18 protein-coding genes are annotated in these 25,005 nt (G+C 34.0%); 17 read left to right on the forward strand and 1 reads right to left on the reverse strand.

What is annotated here, in order from left to right:
• Positions 1-39: 39 nt before the first annotated feature.
• From Bccel_RS27770 to Bccel_RS27850, 17 genes are all read left to right on the forward strand, one after another.
• Complete coding sequence (locus tag Bccel_RS27770) at positions 40-2,202, forward strand: hypothetical protein (protein WP_036940149.1); 2,163 nt, start codon at positions 40-42, stop codon at positions 2,200-2,202.
• A 98-nt stretch (positions 2,203-2,300) separates the two neighbouring features.
• Entirely contained in the window at positions 2,301-2,723 is a 423-nt protein-coding gene (locus tag Bccel_RS27775) for a hypothetical protein (protein WP_036940151.1), read from the forward strand.
• A 230-nt stretch (positions 2,724-2,953) separates the two neighbouring features.
• Positions 2,954-3,478, forward strand: a complete 525-nt coding sequence (locus Bccel_RS27780) for a hypothetical protein (RefSeq protein WP_036940154.1) — start codon at positions 2,954-2,956, stop codon at positions 3,476-3,478.
• 42 nt (positions 3,479-3,520) lie between these two features.
• Entirely contained in the window at positions 3,521-3,970 is a 450-nt protein-coding gene (locus Bccel_RS32235) for a DnaJ domain-containing protein (RefSeq protein WP_036940156.1), read from the forward strand.
• A gap of 29 nt (positions 3,971-3,999) precedes the next feature.
• Positions 4,000-4,617 carry an FHA domain-containing protein gene (locus Bccel_RS27790; RefSeq protein WP_050753959.1) on the forward strand — a complete coding sequence of 206 codons (618 nt, stop codon included), beginning with the start codon at positions 4,000-4,002 and terminating at the stop codon, positions 4,615-4,617.
• Positions 4,618-4,651: 34 nt separating this feature from the next.
• Entirely contained in the window at positions 4,652-5,173 is a 522-nt protein-coding gene (locus Bccel_RS27795; protein WP_036940159.1) for an FHA domain-containing protein, read from the forward strand.
• A 5-nt stretch (positions 5,174-5,178) separates the two neighbouring features.
• A complete protein-coding gene (locus Bccel_RS27800) occupies positions 5,179-6,018 on the forward strand; it encodes a PP2C family protein-serine/threonine phosphatase (protein WP_050753960.1) in 840 nt (279 codons plus the stop codon).
• Positions 6,019-6,057: 39 nt separating this feature from the next.
• Entirely contained in the window at positions 6,058-7,770 is a 1,713-nt protein-coding gene (locus tag Bccel_RS27805) for a PP2C family protein-serine/threonine phosphatase (protein ID WP_050753961.1), read from the forward strand.
• A gap of 60 nt (positions 7,771-7,830) precedes the next feature.
• Positions 7,831-8,202: a DUF4280 domain-containing protein gene (locus tag Bccel_RS27810; RefSeq protein WP_036940164.1), complete on the forward strand. Its 372-nt coding sequence runs from the start codon at positions 7,831-7,833 to the stop codon at positions 8,200-8,202.
• Positions 8,203-8,266: 64 nt separating this feature from the next.
• On the forward strand, positions 8,267-9,688 hold the full coding sequence (locus tag Bccel_RS27815) for a contractile injection system protein, VgrG/Pvc8 family (protein ID WP_036940167.1): 1,422 nt from the start codon (positions 8,267-8,269) through the stop codon (positions 9,686-9,688).
• 114 nt (positions 9,689-9,802) lie between these two features.
• Positions 9,803-10,291, forward strand: coding sequence for a polymorphic toxin type 44 domain-containing protein (locus Bccel_RS27820; RefSeq protein WP_050753962.1), 489 nt, complete (start codon positions 9,803-9,805; stop codon positions 10,289-10,291).
• Positions 10,292-10,390: 99 nt separating this feature from the next.
• Positions 10,391-15,559: an RHS repeat-associated core domain-containing protein gene (locus tag Bccel_RS27825; RefSeq protein WP_050753963.1), complete on the forward strand. Its 5,169-nt coding sequence runs from the start codon at positions 10,391-10,393 to the stop codon at positions 15,557-15,559.
• A gap of 21 nt (positions 15,560-15,580) precedes the next feature.
• Positions 15,581-16,237: a hypothetical protein gene (locus Bccel_RS27830; RefSeq protein WP_036945963.1), complete on the forward strand. Its 657-nt coding sequence runs from the start codon at positions 15,581-15,583 to the stop codon at positions 16,235-16,237.
• A gap of 208 nt (positions 16,238-16,445) precedes the next feature.
• The gene (locus Bccel_RS27835) at positions 16,446-17,210 is read left to right on the forward strand and encodes a ParB/RepB/Spo0J family partition protein (RefSeq protein WP_050753964.1); all 765 of its coding nucleotides are present in this window, start codon (positions 16,446-16,448) and stop codon (positions 17,208-17,210) included.
• Positions 17,211-17,934: 724 nt separating this feature from the next.
• Positions 17,935-18,897, forward strand: a complete 963-nt coding sequence (locus tag Bccel_RS27840; RefSeq protein ID WP_036945745.1) for a hypothetical protein — start codon at positions 17,935-17,937, stop codon at positions 18,895-18,897.
• Entirely contained in the window at positions 18,885-19,373 is a 489-nt protein-coding gene (locus tag Bccel_RS27845) for a hypothetical protein (protein WP_036945747.1), read from the forward strand. Before Bccel_RS27840 ends, Bccel_RS27845 begins: the two co-directional genes overlap by 13 nt.
• Positions 19,357-21,741, forward strand: a complete 2,385-nt coding sequence (locus tag Bccel_RS27850; protein ID WP_036945749.1) for a restriction endonuclease — start codon at positions 19,357-19,359, stop codon at positions 21,739-21,741. The genes Bccel_RS27845 and Bccel_RS27850 overlap by 17 nt, the downstream gene beginning before the upstream one ends.
• 13 nt (positions 21,742-21,754) lie before the next feature.
• Here Bccel_RS27850 and Bccel_RS27855 read toward each other — a convergent pair whose 3' ends face one another.
• The gene (locus Bccel_RS27855; RefSeq protein WP_036945751.1) at positions 21,755-24,652 is read right to left on the reverse strand and encodes a DNA methyltransferase; all 2,898 of its coding nucleotides are present in this window, start codon (positions 24,650-24,652) and stop codon (positions 21,755-21,757) included.
• Positions 24,653-25,005: the final 353 nt, after the last annotated feature.

Raw genomic sequence — 25,005 nt, forward strand, 5'->3', positions numbered from 1 at the left:
ATTCTGTCATTTATATTTGAGAAACTAAGGGGGATAAAAATGGATATCATTAACCAAACAAATAGATGCGTTCTATTTGAAGAAATCAACCCTGAGAGATTGGACCTTCTAACTCTTGTGGGTGATGTCAAAGGGATTGACAGCCTTGATGATGAAAAAATCAAAGAGATAAACAGGGAACTCCTTGTAAGAAGCTTTGATGAGTTCTTAGAAAAGTTTTCACCTAGCGTATACTCGTTTTTTAATGCAGCTGCTGATGATGGCAAGGGTGCTGTTGTTTATACGCTAAAGAGACCGGAAAATATACCACCTGAGTATATTTCGGAAATTAAGCTTGACCATAATAATGATTTTCTTAAAATGCTATTTACATTGATCGACACAAAAAGAAGTCAGGGTATCATAAATGTTGACTTCAGGTTCGACAAGGTTCTGGATATGATATCTCCTAAAAAGGTTATGGATGATATAAGACAGTCCAGAAAAGAAATTCATTATCTCTTTGACAAGTATGATGAACTGGATGAAGGTGATCCTAAAAAGCTTGATTTGGGAGATAAATTAAACTATAAATTTGAAGAAGCAAGACAAAATTATAATAACGTAATGGCAATGCTTCCTCTTGCAATAGAAGACATTAAAACAAGACTTCTTTTAGGAGGCGGGGAAAGCGGCGGAGAAGCTCAGGCAGTACAGGTGGGTATGCTCACAATAGGTGAAACCGGAGAGCTCAAAATAATTGAAGCTCCTAAGGAAGAAAGCAATGCACTTATGCTTGCTTCAGAAAATAGCAATAACAGCCTTGTTACAATTTTTGAATCTGATTATGATTCAGTTACAGATTCACCATCTTCCTATGTTAAGGATCTTGTGGTAAGGACATTCTGTCCGTTGCCTGCTACATTGACAGAGGTTGATATTGATAGGGAAATTGCTAACTATAGAGCATACCTTGAGTTTTATACAAAGGCAAAGGACGATTTTGTTAAAGCCTCCAAGCCGTTGGTTGAGAAGCTTCTTGGTGTAAAAATGTTCTTTGACCAATATAACACAAAGACAAGAGGAATGAAGCCTTCACTTATTATATCAAACAATAAGCTAGATATGACTGTTAAAAGTAACAACATGCCAAGGCTCGAAACTTACCTCAATACAGTAAATGCAAAAAATGATTTTTCAAATACTGTATGGTTCGGTATCGTTCCAGCAATTGAAATAGAGTCAGCAGGAAAACCGAAGATAGGAAGAGCAATATTTGCCGGCAATAAAGAAGTTAAAAAAGAAGGAAATACCATGGAATCCCTAACAGCATTGCTGCAGACACTTAAAAAATACAGGGTTCAGGTATTCTTCAACTTCCAGGCAAATGATGAAACCACCTTCAATAACCTAGCAACAATGGGTGTTGATAAATATATGGATAAATGTCAGATGATGACAAGGCAGGAGTATAGTGAGTTTGCGATACCATGCCTGCCAAACTTTACGATAATACCAAAGGACAAGTCAGGTGTTGTTATTGATACAATTATTCAGAAGACAGAGGATGGTAAAGTTAAGGTCTCCGATTCCAAGGAAGATATAATGAAGCTTTGGATACAGGGTGTTTATGTTGACGCTTCATATGTAGCGGCAGGTATAGTAGCTGCATACCAGTGTCCTGAGTACCTGAAGGAAATATTTAAAAATGCCAGCAGAAATTATCCTGGAGTAAGGTTTGACATTGAAAGAGAAGATTACAGCTTAAGAATGGTAACAACTATGGCTAAGGAAATAACCGGTTTTACCAATAACATAAAGGATGAAATTAATAAGAGAAGCTTTGGATTTGTGTTCTCGTCTGAAAATGCACAAGTAGATGGCAAGGATGTAAAGAGAATTACTGTTTATAAAGCTAGAAGTCTTGCTATGACAGACAGCGGCTTTGATTCAATATATAAAACAACAGTTAGCACATATATTGAAAGAATTTTGAGATTTACAACTAATGACTTTAAGCAGGATAAAATCGAGATATTCTTCAGCAATAATCCAAAGAGCCAGAAGGAAGTTTGGAAGGCTGACTGCAAGTTTATTAATTCAATAGTGCAGCCAGGCGATGACTTGAACTTCACAATAGATGAGATGACAAATATGTGTAATATTGACTTGACATTCAATGGTAATGTTAAGAACCTGGAAGTTGTTATTTCCAAGAATTAATTGCTTTAATTATAAAGCACTAAATAATGTTGGGTATTAATGCATTGAGTATTAATATATATTAAACTAATTTATTAAACAATAAGGAGGGTTCAATTATGGCATTCAAACTAGCTGTAACACCTGCAAGTGTAGGCGGAGGAGGAGATTCCTTCAATCTCGATGAAAAGGTTATAAAGTCTGTTGTTTACAAGACAGATACTCCTGATGATTCAAATGCAAGATCACACGATGTTGGAGCAATCCTTGAAATCAGGGGAAATTTATTACAAGCAGCTGAGGAAGATACTAAAAAAATGGCTAAATGGACACTTGAAAGTGCTCTGCCATATAAAAATGTAGTTGTTACTCAAACTGCTGGTAGTTTTGTTATGAGAGAATATACCTTTACAGAAGCTTTCGTTGTAGATTACATTGAAGAATTCAATGATACTGAAGGTGAAGGAAAGTTTACTCTTATTTTGAAACAGAAGAGAGAAAACATTAAAGACGTTAAAATTGAAGGCGGATATGGTGCATAAGGAATACTCCTTGTGACTACGTTGATAGCTACATAAACGTATAATGTTTGATAGGATTTAAAAGGCAGAAACTTCTGCCTTTTAAATCCTATAAATACAAATTGCTTTTATTTGGGCAATTACTCAAGGTTGTAAAATCGCAGATGATTTTGTTCTATAGTTTAAATAATTTTTCTGAATAATTAAAGAAATAACTTCTTTAATCATTCTATATATACAGGTGGAACAGGATGGAATACTTTATAATATTGCAGGATGATAGAGTTATAAACTATGCTGAGCCGTTAGGATTATCAAAGTTAATTAATAAAGACCAGGTTAAAAATGCAGATCTGGAAGCTTTGAATACTGACCCAGTAATGGTTCATGTTAAAGATAAAGATGAGAGTGAGTTTATTGACGTTATAGAGAAGCCTGTTTTACTTATATCTGATAAGATTAAACAGGTATTTGATGTGTTTGGAAATGGTGAGTTTTATAAGCCTGTTGTACTTGGAGATCCCAAGCATATGGATACACATTTATACCATCTCATAATACCTAATAAGGTTGAATGCCTTTCAAAATTGAGTGAGTTCAATCCGGACGGCACAATAAAGAGATTGGTACTGGACAGGAGCAAATTATTCGGGGAACATATATTTTCCGTAAATGGAATTCGGGAATACTTTATTATTGTGGATCTGGATGTAGTTGAAAGTATTATTAGAAGTGATTACCTTGGAATTAAGTTCAAAAGTGTTGAGGTTGATTAAAATCAGTTGATTTTAATCTGAAGCATTGAAAGGATTAGTGCTATGAAAAACTATTATGAAATTTTGGGAGTTCAAAGAAATGCGACTCTTGAAGAGATCAAAAAAGTATATAAAAAGCTTGCGAAGAAGTATCATCCAGATTTGAACCAAGGAAATAAAGAAGCTGAGCAAAAGTTTATTGAGATAAAGGAAGCATATGATACACTAAGCGATGAAAGTAAAAGAAAGTCATATGATTCCAAGCTTGATGGAGGCAGCGGCGAATCTTCCCAACAGCAGGGAGGGAGACCAAAAAGTCCAAGATCAGAGCCGACAGAGTCTGCCAAGTTTGATTTTGAAGATGTTGAAAGAAGCTTTGAGAGGTTTTTCGGATTCAATCCTAGAACCAACAAAGTTAATATAGAGACTGAGAAACAAAAGGAAAAGAAAAAAAATCCTCTTGATACCACAGATGCATTTGAACAATTCTTTGGATTCAGGAGAAAAAAGTAATATTAATTATTTTTTAAGGGGGTTGCTTTATGGGTAACGGTGGGAAAGTACCCGATGTAAAGAATAATTTTAAGAAATTTGTCAATGAAAAAAAGATGGAGACCTATTCTGACAAGAAGAAAGCTCTTTGGATTATGATTATTGATATTCTTATAGTTATTATAACTCTGGCTACATTATACTTTATATTTTTCATTGATAATGACAAGCCCATTCTTGATTATTTTGGCTATGCTGCCATTTTACTGATTGTTTCTTTTGGGGTGTTTAAGTTTATCTCAATTGGATTTAGCAGTTCAACAAGCTCCAATATAACAAAAGTTGTTTTGGTGGATGATGATGGTTCAAGCATCAAGACATGGAATCTTAAGGGTAAGGTATCACTTCTTATTGGGAAAAATTCTAATGAAAATGAGGTTGATATAGATTTATCAGAAACCACTTATTCATCTTTGGTAAGCAGGCAGCATGCTGTTATGAATTATTCAAATAATAACTGGTATATTGAGGATATTGGATCTTCTAATGGTACCGGATTAAAGAAGGAAAATGATGATTTTAAGTTAAAGCTTGAAGCAGGAAAACAATACGAACTAAGTGCAGGGGATACGCTTTATATTGCAAATACCAAGCTTGTTTTGAAATAGTATTAAAAAGTATTAGAAAGTTGGAGGAATTAACATGCCTAGTGATTTGGTAAGATGCTCTAACGGGCATATGTATAATACAAAAAGATATGGAAATAAGTGTCCTTTTTGTGATGCAGGTCTTGAAAAGTCAGGAAATAAAGTTATGAGGCCTGCAATGGACGGAGAGAAAACACAAACTACTGATGATCCTTTGGGTATTGAGCCTGTTGTTGGATGGCTTGTTTGTATTGACGGAGAGCAAAAGGGAAAAGACTATAAAATACGTAAAGGAAGAAATTTTGTCGGCAGATCGGATGATATGGATATTGCCATAATAGGTGATGTATCCATTTCTAGAAGGAATCACGCATCTATAAGTTATGATCCGAAACAAAGAGTTTTTTATCTTATTCCAGGTGAAGGTGCTGGGATGGTATATAGAAATAATGAAGTTGCATTTGTGCCTGTGGAATTATCACCATATGACCTTATTGAGATAGGTAAATGCAAACTAATATTTATTCCTTTGTGCGGTGTGCATTTTGATTGGGAAAACGATGATAAAGAGGAATGATTCTTATGATGGAATACTTGCAAGGTCCCTACGTTTTTGTGCTCATATCTTTATTGGTAGTCTGTGCCCTTTTTTATATAAGATATCGATTAATAAATATGAAAAAGGATAACTACATTGTCATAGGCAACGGGCAGACAATAGGTAAGAGGGACGAGCAGGAGGACAGTTTTTCAACAGTAGAAAATGAAAAAGGCATTATGGCTGTATTGGCAGATGGTATGGGTGGATATACCAACGGAAAAGTCTCTTCAAGCATTGCTGTTAATACATTTATTGAGGAGTTTTCCAACTCATACAGCATTTATCCCATAGAGGATTTCTTCAGGAATGTGTCACGCATAAGTAATAGAGCAATCCTCGACAAATCAAAAGGTTCAAGATCAGGTACGACTCTCGTATCTGTAATCGTCACTGATGAAATGCTTTATTGGGCTTCAATAGGTGATAGTGCCATAGCACTTTTTAGAAATGGCGAGGTTATGAACTTAAATAAAAAGCATATATTCGAGTCCGAGCTCGAACAACAATACATATCAGGTAAGATTTCAGAAGAGCAGATGCTTAATAACCCTATGAAAAAAAGAATTACAAGTTATCTTGGGGCTGAAGTTCTAAAGGATATAGAAATATGCGAGAAGCCTATTAAGCTAAAACGCGGCGATAAGGTGATACTATGCAGTGATGGTGTGTATAACAGCATTACTGAAATTGAGATGGAAACAATAATGGCGGAAAGAATAAAGCCATATGAGGTTGCTGAAGAGATAATAGAAATGATAAAGGCAAAGAACTTTCCTAAGCAGGATAATGCTACCATTGTTATTTTGGAAGTATGCCAATAAATAAATTGTATATAGGGATATGTATGCCGGAGGTTAACAATGAGGAAGAACAGCATTGAATTTAAAACAGGCTTTACTTCAGAAGCAGGTACTTATAGAACAAATAAAGATTTCTTCGCATATGCAGAATTAGATGACTATGCGTGTTATATAGCTGCAGATGGTTTGGATTCAGATGATGAGGTTAAGAGTGCAGAATTGGCAGCCAATTGTTTTTTTGAACATTTTATGGAAAATCCAACCATGTCAAGAAGAAAAATAAAAAATTACATTATGCATGTACATAAAAAACTTATTGCGAACAGCACAAGTGTGAGACTCAAATCAAGTATTGTAATAATGGTCACAGACTATACAAGTATCATTTGGGTTGTTTCCGGCAATGCAAGGCTTTACCACTTCAGAAAAGGCGGGTTCAGCTTTAGAAGTAAAGATCAGAGCGTTGCCCAGATGATGTTGGATGCTGGTAAGATTTCAGAGGAAGAATGCAACATGCATGATGAACGTAACAATTTGACGAACTTTATCGGTAATGCAAAAGGGTTCACTCCGTTTATATCCAAGAAGTTCAAGCTCAACGATGGGGATTCCGTTGTTATGTCAACATCAGGATTCTGGGAAAATATTGATACTCTGGACCTGGTAGAAGCATTAAAAGAAGGTACTGAGCCTAGTGAGATCATATGTGGCCTTGAGGATTTGTTCCTATCAAGACAGAGCAAAGTTATAGAGAATTATACATTGGCAGTAATACTTATGAATAAAGTGTTTAAAGAGGGACCAAAGCAGGATAAAAGGATTAAATTAATTAAAAAGATTGCAATGATTCTCGTCCCTATATTAATTGTTGCTTCAATCGGCTTAATCGTAAGGAATGTAAAGAAGAAAAACCTTGTGAAGGATGCTTTTCAGTATGAGCAGGACGGCGATAAAAACCTCAAAGATAAGCTTTACGACCAGGCAGAAGAGGCTTATTCCAATGCAGTAAAAGCGGTTAAAGCCATAAATGAGAAAGAAGCACTCCAAAGAGTAGAAAGAAAGCATTCAATATTAAAGAAGTTACTTGAGGGTGATGAGCAGTATGACAAGCAGGATTTTAAAAATGCCAATGTAAGTTACACCGATGCGATGGGTAATCTTAAGTTTTTCTCTCAGTATGATAACAATGCTTTTAGCAAGGAAGAAATGTATAACACTTTAGATAAAAAGATTAAAAACACAAAAAATTGTCTTAATGTTATAGATCTGTTCAGCAAAGGGAATAAGCTGTTTGATGGAGGAAAGTTTGCTGAAGCAAAAAAGGCTTTTGAAGATGCAAAGAAATTAGCAAATGAAATTTATTATACTGATATGGCAGAAAAGTCGGAAAAAAAGGCTGGAGAAGCTGATGAAAAATTAAAAGAAATTGAAAAAGATAAAGGTAAAAAAAATGAAGAGGAAAAACTCTTGGCCACTTTTACAAATGAGGTTAAGACAAAGTGGAAAGATGTAGAGGAACTTGTGAAAGATGCCAAGGGCTTCGAAACAAAAGAATATGAAAAAGCTATAGGAAGATATAATAAAGCAATTGAAAAATGTGAGGAAATAGCTAAATTACCTAGTTCTGAGGATTATAAAGCTATTAAGGATAAAAAAGAAGTAACAGAAATGAAGGAAATTAAGGATGCAATAAAGAAGCAGACTGAATTTGAAGATAAAGTTATTGATCTGGAAAAGAAAAAAGAAGAAGAGGCAACAAAAAAGGCTGGATAGTATAAATTTATTTGTACTATAGGTCAATAAATATAGCAATTATGAAAGAAGGGATTATTTATGGCAACCTATGTAGTGCAGGGGGCAAAGTTAAAGTGTACCTTTGGAAGTCAGGAAAGCACTTTCCAGATTCCAATGGATCATAAAATCTATATTAATAACAAGCCACAGGGAAATATGATGGACTTTAAGCCGATGATGAACATAATGCCCTTTGGATTGTGTAGCAGCCTAGCTAACCCTACAGTTGCAGCGGCAACAGCCGCAGCCAGTGGTGTCCTTCAAAAGATGCCATGCATACCTGCAACGGTTACACCATGGTTCAATGTAAAAATGAATGTTTTATTGGAAATGTTTCCAGCAATGCTTGACAGTTCAAAAACAATGTGCATGTGGTGTGGAATGATCAGCATAACAAATAACGGACAATGATTAAAAAAGTTTGGAGATTTTTATAACATAATTATTAAATCATTCTTTGGATAGGGGGGAGTTTATGGGCAGCAAAACTACAATTGCCTATGGTAATGTTAAAATTAAATCACCGTATGAGATTAAAACCATTCTTAATCTACGAATGGAGAAAAGTATTAACGACCATGCAAAAATATACATATCAGGGATTATATCCGACGAAAATAAGGCCAAATACGTGGAGCAAGCAACAATAAAAGATGTTATTGAGGTTACTCAAACAGATGATAATTCTGCTACTACCAAGCTTTTCAAAGGCATTGTAACTGAAATACAGATAAAGGCTGCCAGAGGCGTATACTACATAGATATTGTAGGAGCTTCATCTACCTTCAACATGGACATCAAACTTAAAAGGCGTTCTTTTCAGGATAAGAATATGGCCTATACAGACCTTGTAAAAAAGGTTATAGCTGACTATCCAGGTGACTCTATAGACATAGCTGCTAAGGGTAAAAAGCTGGAAAAATTTATAATTCAGTATGATGAAACAGACTGGGCATTTTTAAGGAGAATGGCATCACATTTTAATACAGGCCTTGTTGCTGATCATCTATCAGATAAACCAAAGTTCTGGTTTGGAATTCCTGAGGGAGGAAGCAAGGGAAATTTGGAGGAGTTTAACTATAGTGTAAGCAGAAGGGTTGAAGACTATAGACAGTTATCGGAAAATAGGGTAGAAGGAATTGATACGGCTGACTTTACCTATTTTGAGGTGGAAACCGATAAAATTTTAAGTATTGGGGATACAGTCTCATTTAACAACATAACTCTGTACGTATATAGGTCATCAAGTTATATTAAAAGCAGTGTACTGCGGCATTTGTATTATCTTGCACCCAAAAAAGGCTTGACTCAGGATCTTTTATTAAATGATAATGCATGTAATAAAGCGGTAGAAGGTAAAGTGATTGAGGTAAAAGAAGATAATGTAAGAGTTCATCTTGATATTGACAAGGAACAGCCAAAAGATAAAGCGTTCTGGTTTCCTTATTCTACTACACACACCTCTGAAGGTAATACAGGTTGGTATTGTATGCCTGAGCTTGATGATAAGGTTAAATTATACTTTCCTACAAACAAGGAAGAAGAGGGAGTTATTGTTGACTCTGTTAGAAGAAGGATAAAGGGCGGAGACAAAATACAAAAGCCTGATGAAAAGTATTTCAGAACCAAGTTTAAGAAGGAAAACAAATTTACAGAAAAGGAACTTGCTTTTTCTGCGAAGGACGATAAAGTATTGATAAGCATGCATGAAGACAAGGGAATAGAAATATTGTGTGATAGCGAGCTTAAAATTAAGAGCGAAAATGATCTGATTATAAATGCGGATAAGATAAACATGGAAGCTTCAAAGGGAATTGATATTGTCTGCAACTCAAGCAGTATAAAAATGGACGGAAAAACGGATATAAAGGGTTCTTTAGTTAAGATCAGGTGCTAGATTAAAAGTATTAATGGTCATAAATTTGGTGGAGCAAACAAAATCGTTTAGGATTATGCAACAGATAAATGCGAATTATAATCACTTTTAGTTATGAGGGAGTGAGGCATTTTTATGAATTGGAAAAGCACAGCTATTTCTAAGTCTGATATGGAAAATCTAAAGGCACCAAAGATACGGGATATTACACAAAAGCTTGATAATTTAATGAGTACATATGAGGAAAAATATAAATATGCTAAATATTTGCCACTTCCAGCTAAATATAAGTTGTTCTATGATTTGGTAAAGAACAAAGCAGAATTGGATTTAAAAAATCAGCCTGATTGGCAGGATGAAAAGTTTATTTATGATGGTGAAGTTGTGGATAACGATGTTCCTGGGAATATAATGTATGGTTATATGGGAAAAGTGTTTGATATCCCAGATATGATGCTATGTGCAGCAGCTGGTGCTGCACAGAAAAAAGCGGGTACATCAAAGAAAGAGTGGGAGAACTTGGAAAGTTACGGAGATGATCCAAGGGATACAAAAAGAATCAAACAAGGTATAGCAATATATAAAAAACGTCATAAAACTATTCTTGATAGAATATTCGAGTAGTTAGATTTGGCCGAATAATTTGACATTTAAAAATGCTGTTTAGTCAGCATTTTCTTAATATACACTTAAAAAGTGTTATTGTAAAAGTGAGGTATCGTTATGAATTGGAAAAGTACAAAGATATCTAAAACTGACTTGGAAAAGCTAAAAGCAGGGAAGCTTAAGCAAGAGAATAAAAAGAAAAAGAAGAAGGCATCACCAAAGGGAAAGGGCATGAGCAAAAAGTCAAAAAGTCCTAAAAGCAAAAATCAAGCAGCCCAAAATGTATGCACTTCTGGTGATCCTGTAAACGTTGTAACAGGAAGTTTTTACATAGATGCAACAGACCTTTTGATTGAGGATAGAGGAATTAATCTTGAGATAAAAAGAAAATATAACTCAACTGACGAATCGGTAGGCCCCATGGGAAAAGGCTGGACCTTTGAGTTTGAAAGCAGAATAGAAAGACGCGGAGATGAATTGACTTATGTCTATCCTGACGGGAGTGTTAAGGAATTTGAGAAAAAAGAAGGCCAATGGATAAACGCAAGTGACGATGATGAGTCAGATAATCTTGTGGAGCTTGAGTCAGGCCAATTTTCTTTAAAAAACAAAGACAAAAAGACATTTATATATGACAAAAACGGAAAACTAACTTCCATTTCAGATAAAAACAACAACACATTAAAAATATCTTACAATCATAAAGGTGAAATCGATACCTTTATAACTCCTGGCGGAAAAATTATCACGTTTACATGCAGTGCAGGTAAAATACTTCAGATAACCGACAACATAGGCAGAACTGTAAAATATAAATACTTAGGAGACAACCTTTCTGAGGTTACACTCCCTAATGGGGGAACTGTAAAATACACCTTTGAGCAGGGGTGGATTACAACTGTTACCGACCAAAACGGCATTACATATGTAAAAAACGAATATGATGAAAAAGGCCGGGTAATAAAGCAGTTTGATAAAAACGGAAACATCACAGAAATGATGTATAATGACGATGATAAAGAGAACGTCTTTATATTTCATGCTACAAATGTAGTTGAAAGGTACAGGTTCAACGAGCAAAACCTTTTATCCGAAAGGGTTTATGCTGATGGTACCAGCGAAATTTATACATATGACATATATGGAAATAAAGATTCCGTTACAGACCGCTTGGGAAGAACTACAGAATATGTATATGATAAAGACGGGTATCTATTGGAAGAGATATATCCAAATGAATATACAGTTACAAATTACTATGACAGCTTGGGAAACCTGATTAAGACTACAACAACAGGCGGTTCCGTGAAGTTATATATCTATGATGGAAACAACAATATTACCGAGGAAAAGATACTTATTGAAGATGACATATATTCAATAACGAGCTATTCATACGATGAGCACGGAAGGCTTATTGAGAGGGTTGACCCCGAAGGCAATATCACAGAATTTGAGTATGAAGACCACCATATTGATAAGCCTACTGCAATAAAGGATGCTGAAGGCAATGTATTTAAATACAAGTATGATAAAGCAGGCAGGATGCTTTCCATTACCACATCCTACGGAACAGTAGAATACACATATAATTCTCTTAACAAGGTGACCAAAAAGGTTGATGCATTAGGTAATGTTACCCAAATGGAATATGACATGATGGGAAACCTTGTTAAAAAGATACTTCCTGGCAGCAGGGATGCGGCTGCTGAATACGAGTTTTACTACGATGACATGGATAGGCTTGTTAAAACCATTGACCCATTAAAAAATGTAATGGCTTTAAAGTATGATATACATGGGAATTTAGTTAAGGAAGTTAATCCAAACTTTTACAATAAGGATACCGATGATGGTATCGGCGTCGAATATGTATATGACCAGAGCCAGAGGAAGATAAAGAATATTTACCCAACAGGAGGAGTTGGAAGAACAAAATACGATCCTGTTGGAAATGTCATAAAAACCATTGAACCTGGAAGATATGATGTATATTCTGATGATGGTGAAGGAAACGAGTATGTTTATGATGAGCTTAACAGGCTTTCTCTCATAAAGGACCCTGAAGGAAACACTGTTAAAGCTTTTGAATACGATAATGACGGCAGGGTGGCCAAGGAATTTAATGCTAAAGGCCATGCTGTTATTTACAAGTACAATGCGGTAGGATGGCTTATTGAGAAGAGGGTTCCTGTAGATGAAAAGGACTCAAAGGCACAGTATAATATAACACTGTACAGTTACGATAAAGCAGGTAGAAGGATTGAAGAAAAGGTTTCACAAGTATATGTGGATGAAAAGAAATATCCTGAAGAGTGGAACACTATAACTTATGTTTATGATAAAAACAATCGTATTATCGAGGTTTCAGATTCCACAGGAGCAAGAATCCAATATTCCTACGACTGCCTTGGCAACAGAACAACAGAAATAATTAAAATAAATGATAACAAAAATAAGATTATAAGGTACAGATACAACAGCGTTGGCTTGTTGGAAAAGAAGACTGAAGAGATAGATGGAGACGACCTTGTAGAAAAAATAGAAGGTAAGGCAATTGCTCAAACCCTTTACAATTATGATGGTAACTATAACCTGACTGGGGTTACAACTCCCCTTGGCTACAAAACCCAGGTAAGCTATGACAAAGCTGGGAGAATTACAGAGGTCAAAAAGGTCTTAGGCAAAAACGAAGCCAGAACCACAACCTATGAATATGACAAAGCAGGCAATCTAATTAAAGAAACAGATTGCAACGGTAGTTCCATAAAGTATGAATATGACAGTATGAATAACAGGATCAGGATAATTGACAGGGAAGGCGGAATTACAAGGCTGTTTTATGACGAAGCAGGCAATGTGATTAAAAAGGTATCCCCCAAAAACTATGATTCTAAAACAGATGACGGAATAGGAACCTCCTTCGTATATGACAGTCTTAACAGGCTGACAGAGGTAATTGATGCCCTTGGAAATGTTGTAGAAAAGAGAAAGTTCAATGGTGCTGGTGAACTTGTTGAGAAGATGGATGCAACAATGCTGGCAGCAGAATACAAATATGATATTGGCGGAAGAATAAAGGAAATATCAACACCTGGTGCAAAGCAAAAGGGGATTGCATCACAGCAGTATACTTATGATGCAATGGGAAATATAACCGGAATTAAAGACGGCGAAGGCAACTTGGCCCAGCATAAGCTTGACCTGTGGGGAAGGGTAACAGAAATAGAAAAAGCCGACGGAAGCCTGGAAAAGTACAGCTATGACCATGCCGGCAATATTGTTAGTGCTACCGACGGAAATGGAAGTACCACTGAGTATGTGTTCAACAGCTTAAACAAGCTTTCACAGATTGTAGACCCGGCAGGAGATATCATATCCTTTAAATATGATTTGCAGGGAAGGGTAGCCCGTAAGGTAGACAGAAACAGAAAAATAAGTGAATTTATATACAATCAGGATGACAGTATAGTACTAAAAAGAGATATGGCTTCAGGCTACCGCGAGGAGTATGCCTACAACCTGGATGGAAGCCTTAAGTCAGCTGTAAATGGTGCTGTTAACTATTACTATGAGTATACTCATGACTTGAAGTTGAAGTCAAAGCGGGCAAACGGAAAAACTGTTCTAAATTACAGGTATGACAAGGACGGCAACCTTATAGAGCTAAAGGATATTTTAGGAAAACTCACTACCTATAAATATGATGAGCTTGGAAGGCTGTCAGAGGTATGGGATGCATCACAGAAAGAAGCTGCTTACACATATAACCTTGACAACACAATTGCTTCTATATGCTATGGCAATGGGACAACAATAGAATACAGCTATGATGAGGATAAAAATGTAACATCTATAGTGTCAAGAAATAAAAACGGTGAAGAAGTTATCTCACATAATTATTCCTATGATAACAATGGAAACCAGATCGAGAGAGTTGAAAATGGCTGTGTTACAAGCTTCATCTATGATAAACTCAACAGACTGGAAAAAGTGGTTTATCCTGATGTGGAAGAAACATTCAAATATGACTTTGCAGGAAACAGGATATTAAGGACAAAGGGAAATGTAAAAGAAGAATACAGTTATGATAAAAGAAACAGGCTGGTGGAGAAGGTTGAGGGAGGAGCACATACCATTTACCAGTATGACTCCCACGGAAACCTTATACAGGAAAGCGGCAGGCGTGGAATTACCAAGTACACCTACGACTGTTTCAACAGAACTACATCTGTACAGAGTGTAGAAGGCGGATTCATAAAGAATGTTTACGATCCTGAAGGCTTAAGGTATGAGGTTCAGGAGAATGGTAATATCAGCAGGTTCGTATTTAGCGGAGGAGATATTGTATCGGAGTTGGATGGTGGAGGTAGTTTAAAACATTCTACCATAAGGGGGCATGAGCTTCTTGCACATAAGGAAGTGACAGGGAAGAGTTATTATTATGTTAACAATGCCCACGGGGATGTTACTGCATTAATCAGTGGTAATGGAGAGATAGTTAATAAGTATCAGTATGATGCATTTGGTAATACAGTTGAGGCTGTAGAAAAGGTACAGAATAGATTCAGGTATGCAGGTGAACAGTACGATCAGGTTACAGGGCAGTATTATTTGAGAGCTAGGTTCTATAATCCAGTTGTGGGAAGGTTTACACAAGAGGACACATACCGGGGTGATGGATTAAACCTCTATAGCTATGTACAAAATAACCCTGTAAATTACTACGACCCAAGCGGATATTGTGCTGCTAAATCAGCAACTTTTACAAAGCCTGAAGGTGTTACATATGAAGGACCTCTTTATAGAAACGTTGGAACTATGCCTGATGGAACACCTGTAAATCCGTTGGAGATTAGTGGCTTTACAAATACACAAAACTATCGCTATACACAAAACGGAGTAAATGGCATTTATTTTGCGAGTAGTCAACATGTAATGGAGGGAGAAATGGGAGCTTATGGTGCTGACCCATATGCAGATAATCGAACTACCTATCATTATGATAATGTTAAACTGGATAATATGCTAGATTTAACGGATGCATCAACACGCGATAAATTAAATGTAAAACTTGAAGATTTGGTTATTGATGATTATAAGAAATATAAAACACCTGATCCATCACCAGCAGTTACACATACATTAGGAAGATATGCTTCAGAGAATGGTTATAGCGGAATTATTGCACCATCAGCAAGAGCTAGTGGTGGTGTTAATTTGGTTGTATTCAATCCTAATAAAGTTAAATTTGGAACTTATACAACAATTCATGATAAGACTTAACGATATTATTTGGGAGGAAATATGATTGCAACAATTAACAAACAACAGCTTTTGCGTCTAAAAGACGAATTAATTCAAGCTATATACATTGTAAATAATCAAAAACAGAGGGAAACACCTAAATTTCTTTCATATTTGAATGTTATGAAAAAAAACATAGAAACATGTATTGATTGTGATTATGATGGGTTAGAGGAACTGGTTGGGTATTTATGTGATGATTGGACGATGGCTTGTAAAGTGGATTATGGCCTTGGAACATGGTATGTAAAGGATGACAATATAGACATCAAAGCTACTGAAAATAGAAAGTTCGATCAAGCTATTATAGAGATAGATAAAATATTGCAAACAAATCATATTATGGCTAGAACATGGTATGATTCCAATGATTTGCATAATATAGGGCTTTCTTTTAACAAGTGTAAGAATGATTGGGATACCATGATAAACGATATTATTAATAAATATGGTTTGATAAAATCTGAAATAGCAGTGATTCCCGATGATATATGGACATACGCCAAATATCTTTCCATAGCTTCGGACAATAATTCATTAATTAATTGGTTTTCAAAAGAAATACCTGGTTTTGGCTATTTAGCCCCATTAGAGATTGTAAAGCTTGTTAATGGTGAAAATATATTACGCTCTTTTATGATGGATATTACTATATAAATGTATGATAATGTGTGCTGTAATGTAAAGTTAAAATGGAAAGATTTATAGGCTGGGGTTCCCAGCCTTATTTACATTGAAAGAATAGAAATTCTGGAAAACGGCAGAGAATATCAGAGGGCATGAACAGTATTTTATTGATAAGTGTAAAGTTATGTAAAAAATTCCGATATTACATTTGATGAAAACAAAAAAAGGAGTTGATTACATGGCAAACGATATTTCACAGCTTAAAACCCCTATAGCGGATTTTCAGCCTGACCCAAACCAACCTCGTAAATACTTTGATGAAACAGCACTTTTAGAGCTATCCGAATCTGTTAAACAATACGGCGTTTTACAACCGATCATCTACTATGTGAACGAGACAGGCCAAAAAATAATTGTTGCAGGAGAAAGACGATATCAAGCAGCTAAACTGGCTGGGCTCACTGAAATTCCAGCTATAAGCATTGAAAGCAATGATGCGGACAAAGTAGCTATTATTGAAAATATCTTAAGGCAAGACTTGACCCCTTTGGAAGAGGCAGAAGCACTACAGCGATTAAAAGACAAATACAAGTATTCAAATGAAAAGCTTGCCCAAGTTTTCACCAAATCACCAAGCAATATAAGTGAAACGCTACTTATTACAAAGCTTCCAGATATTATAAAAGAAAATTGCAGAAACAGGCCTGAGATACCCAAACGAGACCTTATTAAAATTGCTAGAATGAGAAGTGAAGCTGGTCAAATCAATACATTCAATAAACTGATAAAATATAAGCCTGAAAATGAAGAACCTAAAAACGAAGAACAAGACGGAAAGGAAAACTACAAATTAACATTAGGCTTTATAAAAAGCTTAACCAGCAAGCTTAATAAGTCAAACATTATCATGTCCAATGATGAAGAAAGAACAAACATGAAAAACCAACTTGAGCTATTAAGTGATGCAATTAGCAACTACATGGACAAAAACGGATTAAAGTAAAAATTCATTAATTAATTTCCAATTTTCAAAAAAGTTCTACATGTAGAATTATTGCTGGAACGCTATGACACAACTGTTATACCAGATTTTTATGCAATTATTCCCAGTCCTATATAAATTGAAGCGAAATGATAAAGTAGCATAATAAAATCACAAAAATTATAATGATTTTTTCCAGTTTAGGTATTGAGTTTTAAGAACAGCTTCAAAGTCGACTTTGTGAGATTCTAACGAAGCGAGTCTTGGGAAAACCAATCCCCCCACCCTTTAGAATGGCTAGCGAAGCAGTGCTTTTGAATCTATATAGCAGCTTATAGGTAACTGAAAAGCTGCTTCGCAGTAGTCTTGCAGAGTCAGGCCGGATAAAGTATACGATAAATCATTTATCGTATACTTTATCTGATCCTGTAAGTAATATCATGTGGCTACGCAGAATTTCCAGCTCTACGTATACGCTGAACTGAAATATAATCCTGTTAGTAATGTTTTTAGCTAGGAGTTTTATAACTCTTGAACTTGATTATAAAGAATACTTAATGAATCAGTCCAGTAAAACATAATTCTATCCTTTTTATATAGTGTGTACCATCAAAACAAGATTTGACGCTTAGGCATTGATCACAAATGAAGAAATGGAGGATAGTCACATTGCACGATAAACAAAGTGACATATAGTCACATATATTTCCGCTTAATGGAGTATGATTATTATTAGGTGATTTATATGGAGTTGAAGAAATTGTTACTACATTTAAATTATTTAAGTGTTGTGTTTCATAACAAAGGAATAAAGGATATTTATACTAATAGTAAAATATATGAATTGGTAATTGCGGAGCAATTAGGACATACAATAATTAATGGCCATGCTCATACATTTGATGCAATAACTCCAAATGGTGAGATAGTAGAATACAAACATTTCAAACTATCAAGTTCAAATCATACATGGGCATTTAATGACTTTTCAAAGAAAACAATTGAAAAACTTAATACTATACAGTATGTTATATTTGCAGAAATTGATGATAATATGGTTAGACCGATTGTTAGTAAAATGTATGTTGTCTCAGCCAGAGATGTTGCAAAATATTTAGCTAGTGCAACATTACAAATAAAAAACTCACGATATATGATTAATGTTAGCACGAATCAAATTAAACAAAATATGAATTACAATTTAATTTATCCAAAATATAAAGAGTTTTCAAAAGAATTAAATGATGTATTTGATACGGTATATCAAATTGAGCAGAAAACAAATATTTTAGGATTGTTAACTAGCAATAAGATATGGGAACTTTTGGTAGCTGATATTTTAGGACATACTGTTAATTCTGAGCAAAAAAAGCATGATGCAGTTGATGAATTAGGAAATACTTTTGAATATAAAATCAGTGGTGATAAAAAGGTATGGACGTTTCAGGATATATCGGACAATGTTTTAGATTCCTATTTAAATGATAAAGCGATTATTTTAGCAGTAGTAAATAAGTCGATCTTTGGCGTGAGAGATATCTATATGTGTAATCCGAATGCTATGGTTACATTATTAAGGAAAAAGCTACAAAAGAAAATACTAAAAAAAATGGAAAAGGGTGAAAAAGTAACAAGGTTATCAGTTGCTTTTGGAAAACGTAATCTTATGGAGTTAATAGAAGGAGGATATGCACAATGTCTTCTTTAGACATATTTATAGAAAACATAAATAGAATTGCGTTATTAAAGAATTTACAAAGCTATAGGCAGATAGCAGAATATTTGAATGTAACAGAAGATGCATTGAAGCACTGGAAAAATAAAACAAGATGTCCATCGCTAAGGCAAATAGATGATATAGGAGATAGAATTAACTGCTATGCCTATACCCTTATTCAAAGTAATGGTGAAATATCGAGAGAAATTGATTGTGTTCAAAATAACTCAAGAAAGATCTTTGTGGAAAATTTAAGAAAGTATTTCATAGATAAAGGAAGATTTTCGTGGAATGACAAAGTTGCACTGTTTTATGGATTTGTAAGTGAAGATGTTTTAAAGTCATATTTTAGAAAAGAAAACTACAAAACTCCTCCATTAAAAAGACTAGATGAAATGGCGGAAGCATTGGGGATTCCCACATACAAGTTAATAAAGGAGAGTAATCATAATGAGGAAGTTAATTGACGAAGATGTAAAGAAAAAACTGAATAAAATCAAATTTGCTATTGAAGAGATCCCGAATACTGTACCAAGTGAAATGAGGACAACTTTTAATTTTAAAGGAAGAAAATCTCCTGCTATTGCTGAAAAAGTAATTAAAACTATCTGTAATGAAAATGATTCACTCTATGATCCGTTTATGGGCTCAGGATCATTTGTTTTTGCGGCTATGGGAAATGTGAAAAAAATATATGGAACAGAACTGGATAATTATACTTTTTTTGCTGTAGAGGCATTAATGACTAAAGCTGATATGGCTAAGCTTGCTGAATTATTTCAACAAGTAAAAGATAATGTGTATAAGAAGATTATGAACCTGTATGCGGCATCTTGTTGCGGGCAAAAAAACTACATTTCTAAAGTTTTGTTTGATCCAGATGAGGGAAAAGATGGCTATTTTTATCCTTCAGAGAATAGGGAAATCATTGATGGAAAAAATGTAAAATTAGTAGAAAAATGTCCCATATGTGGTGAAAAAGCAAAGAAATTTGATAATGATGATTATATAAAAATCAAAAGTCTAGACAGTGAAGATGTTTCAAGATTCCCAAAACATAAATATATTGAGAATAGCCGTATAAATATTACTGCATCGAGAGGAGCTGATCGATATGATCGCATTTTTACACATAGAAATAAGATCGCTCTTTTATATTTGCAAGATTCAATTAACCAATTGGAAGAATCATTTGAAAGAGATATTTTGGAACACATTCTTGTTGCATCCATATCATTAGCTAGAATTGCAATGTATGGGTCTAGTACTGATATATTATATCATGTGGTTGGACACGGTGCACAAGATATGAATGTTTGGTTGTTGTTTGAAGAAAAGTATAAAAATTTTTGCAAATTTAAAACAGTTTATGCAGATTGCCAGATTGGTACAAGTAAATCTGAAATAAATATTTCTAACAGTGATTATGCTAAATATATTGATAATCACCCCGAATTGAAAGTAGATGTTATCTATACAGATTTTCCATATACAGATCAGGTACCATACTTGGAAAGAAATCAATTATATCGTGTATGGCTTGAAAAGTTTTATAATAATAGCTTTAAATTGTCTGATGAGATGCTTAATCAGGAAATAGTTCAAACAGATGCACCGACTCGTACAAATAAGCAAGATATTGAGTCATACTATAAAGATATAGATAATATGTTTGCACATTTTTCAATGGTATTAAAGGAAAAAGGGCTAGTGCTTCTTACGATGAAATTAGGGAAAGCAAAGTATTTTAAAACTTACATAGAAATAGTTAATCTTGCAAGAAAAAATGGATTTGAATATGCATATCAAGTGGGTGTTGAAAAGAATGATCCAACCATTAGAAAGCAGTCTGCATTTACAAATACATTTATGAATGAGATGATTGTTGTGTTTTATAAATTACCAGAGGAAGAGAAGTATTGGTATATTTATAATGATAATTATGAATTCTTACTTGTTAAAAAGGTGTATGCGTATATAATTAATTCTAAAAATTATGTCACAGTATCAAGTGCAGTATCGCTAATATGTAATGACATGAAATCAAAGTATGGGAAGACCGCAAACAATGAGGTTATTGAACGAATTAGAAAAGTTCTAGGTGAATATTTCGTTATAGATGCTGGGATAATACAGATTGACAGTAATCAATTATATTTAGATATAGAGGATTCAACAGACTTATATACAAAGTTGTATGACTTAATGCCTATATTTATCAGGCAATTGCTAAATAATAAAGGTAAGTTTGTGCTTGAAGATGTATATTTTGAATTAGTGAATGCTTTATGTGACGGAAATCCAAAAACAATTGCACAAATTATTGAGGATGAAAGTCATCAGCGGGATATAGAAAATCTTATTTCAAATTATTGTGAAAAAGAAGGTCAATATTATGTGGAGAGAAAGGACATTATTAAGCCAAAAGACGATGCAATTGATATATCTACATTAAGTGGAACAGATTTTGAAATACTAGTACAAAGCTTACTCAAAGCTGAAGGCTATGAAAATGTTGTTAAAATGGGTGGTGCAGGAGATTTAGGTGTTGATATTATAGCATCAAAGCGTCAAAAAGAAAAAATATTACATTACATTTTTCAGTGTAAGCGCTGGGCATCTAATGTTGGTTCAGATCCAATACAGAGACTATATGCGGAACGAGAAAGAAGAGGATTGGATTATGCAGTGTGTGTAACAACATCTGGTTATACTAAGGATGGAAAAATGGTGGCAGAAGATTTAAACGTGGAAATGGTTGATGGAACAGCTCTTATGAAAAGATTAAATAAGCATTTTCCAGGAGAGTATTATAATGGCATAATAGATATATAAAAACGAGCGACATTTAGTCGCTCGTTTTTTTGATCTCCCACCTTGAAATAGAGGAATTCCAAGCTAGATGTTTTTCAAAAATATCAACAAGTGATGAATATTTTTCGGATAGTTTATGTAACCATCCATTTTGGATTAAAACTTCCATAAGTCCATTATCGTATAGCTCATGAGTAGACATATTCTTATTACTTTTAACCATATATTTACTTTGTCTAATAATGTTATGCTCAATTTCAGAGAATTCTTCACTTGCATGATGTATAATAGGTGAAGAGTCTTTAATAAACAATAAGATAGAATCACCATTTAAGGATTTCTTAGGACTTATAATATTTTTTAGAGTGACTGTTTTGTCTATATGAATTTGGCTTACAAAACGAAAACAATTTTTTTCTAGTATACTTATTAGCTTACTCCAGACATTTAGGTTGCAATCATGGAAATATAAACACAAGTAATGGTTTGGCTTGAGTTTATCAGCACACACTTGGAATACTGCTTCTAATAATTTGAAATAATCATCCTTATCTTTATTTCGTGAAGGTGCAGAGGAAACAATTATCTCGTCTTCCAAGTTATAATTCAATCCTAAAAAAGGTTTATACAATTGCATATATTCAGAGTATAGTACTTGTTCAAGATATGGAGGGTCAGTAATGATTAAATCAACACTATTGTTTGGAATGTCTGTAGTTGTTATTAGCTGACTTCCTTTTTGCATTAGTAAGCATGTACCGGGTTCTAATTCACTAAAGGTGTCTACAATTTTTGAATTTGCATAGTGAGTTTTCATAAATGGTATTACTTCGTAGAATTTACGTATTTTTTTAACATATATATCTATAATGTTTTTTTCTACACAATCAGTCTTTGGAATCCATAGTGGCCATTGTGAGTTAGAATGCTTATCTGTTATTTTACATAAATGCAGAACAGACATTAAAATGTACTTTAGGATAAGTTGATACTCACTGTCATATGAAGCGATTATTGATAGTATTTTATCTAGTACGGATAAATTTCTTCCAGTAAATATGTTTTTAATATCATCATTTTCAGCAACCGCTATTTTGGAATTATGTAATAATGACGTATTTTTAATATTATTAAGTGGTTTAATTGTATTCATTATAACTAAATCTTCCTGAGAACCGGATTTAGTTAATTTCTTTGAACAATTACAAGTGTAGTTTATAGTTTTTATATTTATTTCGGTTCCTTTTCGATCCGGTTTATCAAAAATTACCTTTGAAATTATTCCGTCATGACCACACTTAGGACAGTGTGTTGTGTAATATGCATTTAAAGGTTCTATCTTGGAAATAAAAACTTCTAATACATCTTTGAGGCCATCTAATTTATTTATTAAAAGCAATGTTTTAGAAATAAAAATAGGCATATCATTAATATCACACCCAATTGCTTTTCTATCTAATTCTGTACTAATAGCTTCTAATGTTGTAACACCTGAACCAAGAAAAGGGTCAAATACTACATCTCCTTTATTTGACAAGGCATTAATAAGTGCATCACAGATATTAAATGACTTTTGCGACCAGTACAAATGAGAGTTATACATAGGGTTATTTTTGGTTGGTGTGATTAGGCTAAGTTCATTCTTTAGAGATTCTATATTTATATAGTCTAAATTTTTTTCTCCACATAGAATAAGATATTCAAGAACCTTTTTTTGAGCACTGTTTCTATGATTTGCATGATTATATGATTGTTTTACAACACTAACTTGTGAATCTCCGAAATGTTTTTTTGCTAAAGAAATTAGTTCGTCTATAGAGATTGTGTATCTGTCAGTAGCTTGGGTTTGTGCGTTTTCAGGGTAAGCATAACTAAGAGCTAGGTTCGTTTTGGACTTTGAACAAAATTGTATTAATTTTTCTAATTGTCCTTTTGCAAAGCCACGTTGACTTAGCTTAGATTGATACCTACCTTCAGTATATAATCCTTTTGTGTATCCAGTATTAGTAGTCGTTAGATTTGGATATTCATATTTAGCAGCAACATTTAGTAAGTGATAGTATCTTGAGTACTGCATATCTGTATAAGGTGGATCAGCGTAAACTAACCCCACATTTGAAAAAATATCCTTATTAAGTAAATCTTCAAAGTTTGAATTAAAAATTGCATTTTTACCTGCAAATTTGGAAAGTGGAATATTAACATATTCTTTAAATTTTTTTATAAATAAATCATATACATGCTTATTACGCTGCTGAAATAACCGAGACTGATTTTTTTCAAGACTTAATGGTTGAGCCATATGACCGTCTTTTGAAAAAACACATTCTTTCATGGCAAAAAAAAGGCATGAGAACAGAGCGTTTTGGTATTCATCTTTTTGAGCATGTATTGTTTTTATTATTGAATCTATTTCTAATGATTGTTCTATACCAAAATAACTGCTGGCATAGTATGATACAAATAAATAATAATCATTGTAATTTTTTATACTTTCAACAGTGAGTGGTGCATTTGTGATAGCTGAATTCTTCTCGTTCCAAACTGTTGGATAGTCCGCATATAATTCTAGTAATACATCAAAATTATTGTTTTCTAGAGCTTTTTTCTCATCATGTATATATGAAAGCAGTGGTTTGGCAAGCTGTTTGCAAAACTTATTATATTGATTTTCAAAATAAGCTAAAAAATCTGAAATATTTTTTAAATCAGGTTGATTTAAAATCGAATCTGCAATTATACTGGCATAGCATTCGACATCATTCGCAAAAACTTGATAATTATCACGAAACATGTTACTTATGGCACCAGAACCGGAAAATATGTCCAATATGGCTTTGCCTTCTTTTATATATGGTTCAAGAGCTTTATAAATAAAACTATGAAGGTTGTTTTTACTTCCTTGATAGTTTAAAATAGTAAAGTTATTCATTTTAGCATTCCTCCACAATATATTATAGTTGCTAATAGGAGAAATGGCAACCACAAATGAAAAAATATTGTTAAAAAATTCGCATCGGAAAATTAGTAAAATTTTTTAATAGCATACATTAGGTGATTTATGATAACTATATCACTTAGTATAGCACCTTCGCTGGATGATATGATGGCTTTTTGTGCTACCCGTCGGTACTGCATCAGATTTACAGCGTATTAGGTAGGCTGGCAGCGATTGGCAAAAGTTCAAGAGTTATAAAATTCCTAGCTAAAAACATTACTAACAGGATTATATTTCAGTTCAGCGTATACGTAGAGCTGGAAATTCTGCGTAGCCACATGATATTA

This window comes from Pseudobacteroides cellulosolvens ATCC 35603 = DSM 2933, assembly GCF_001262605.1.
Lineage (GTDB): Bacteria > Bacillota > Clostridia > Acetivibrionales > DSM-2933 > Pseudobacteroides > Pseudobacteroides cellulosolvens.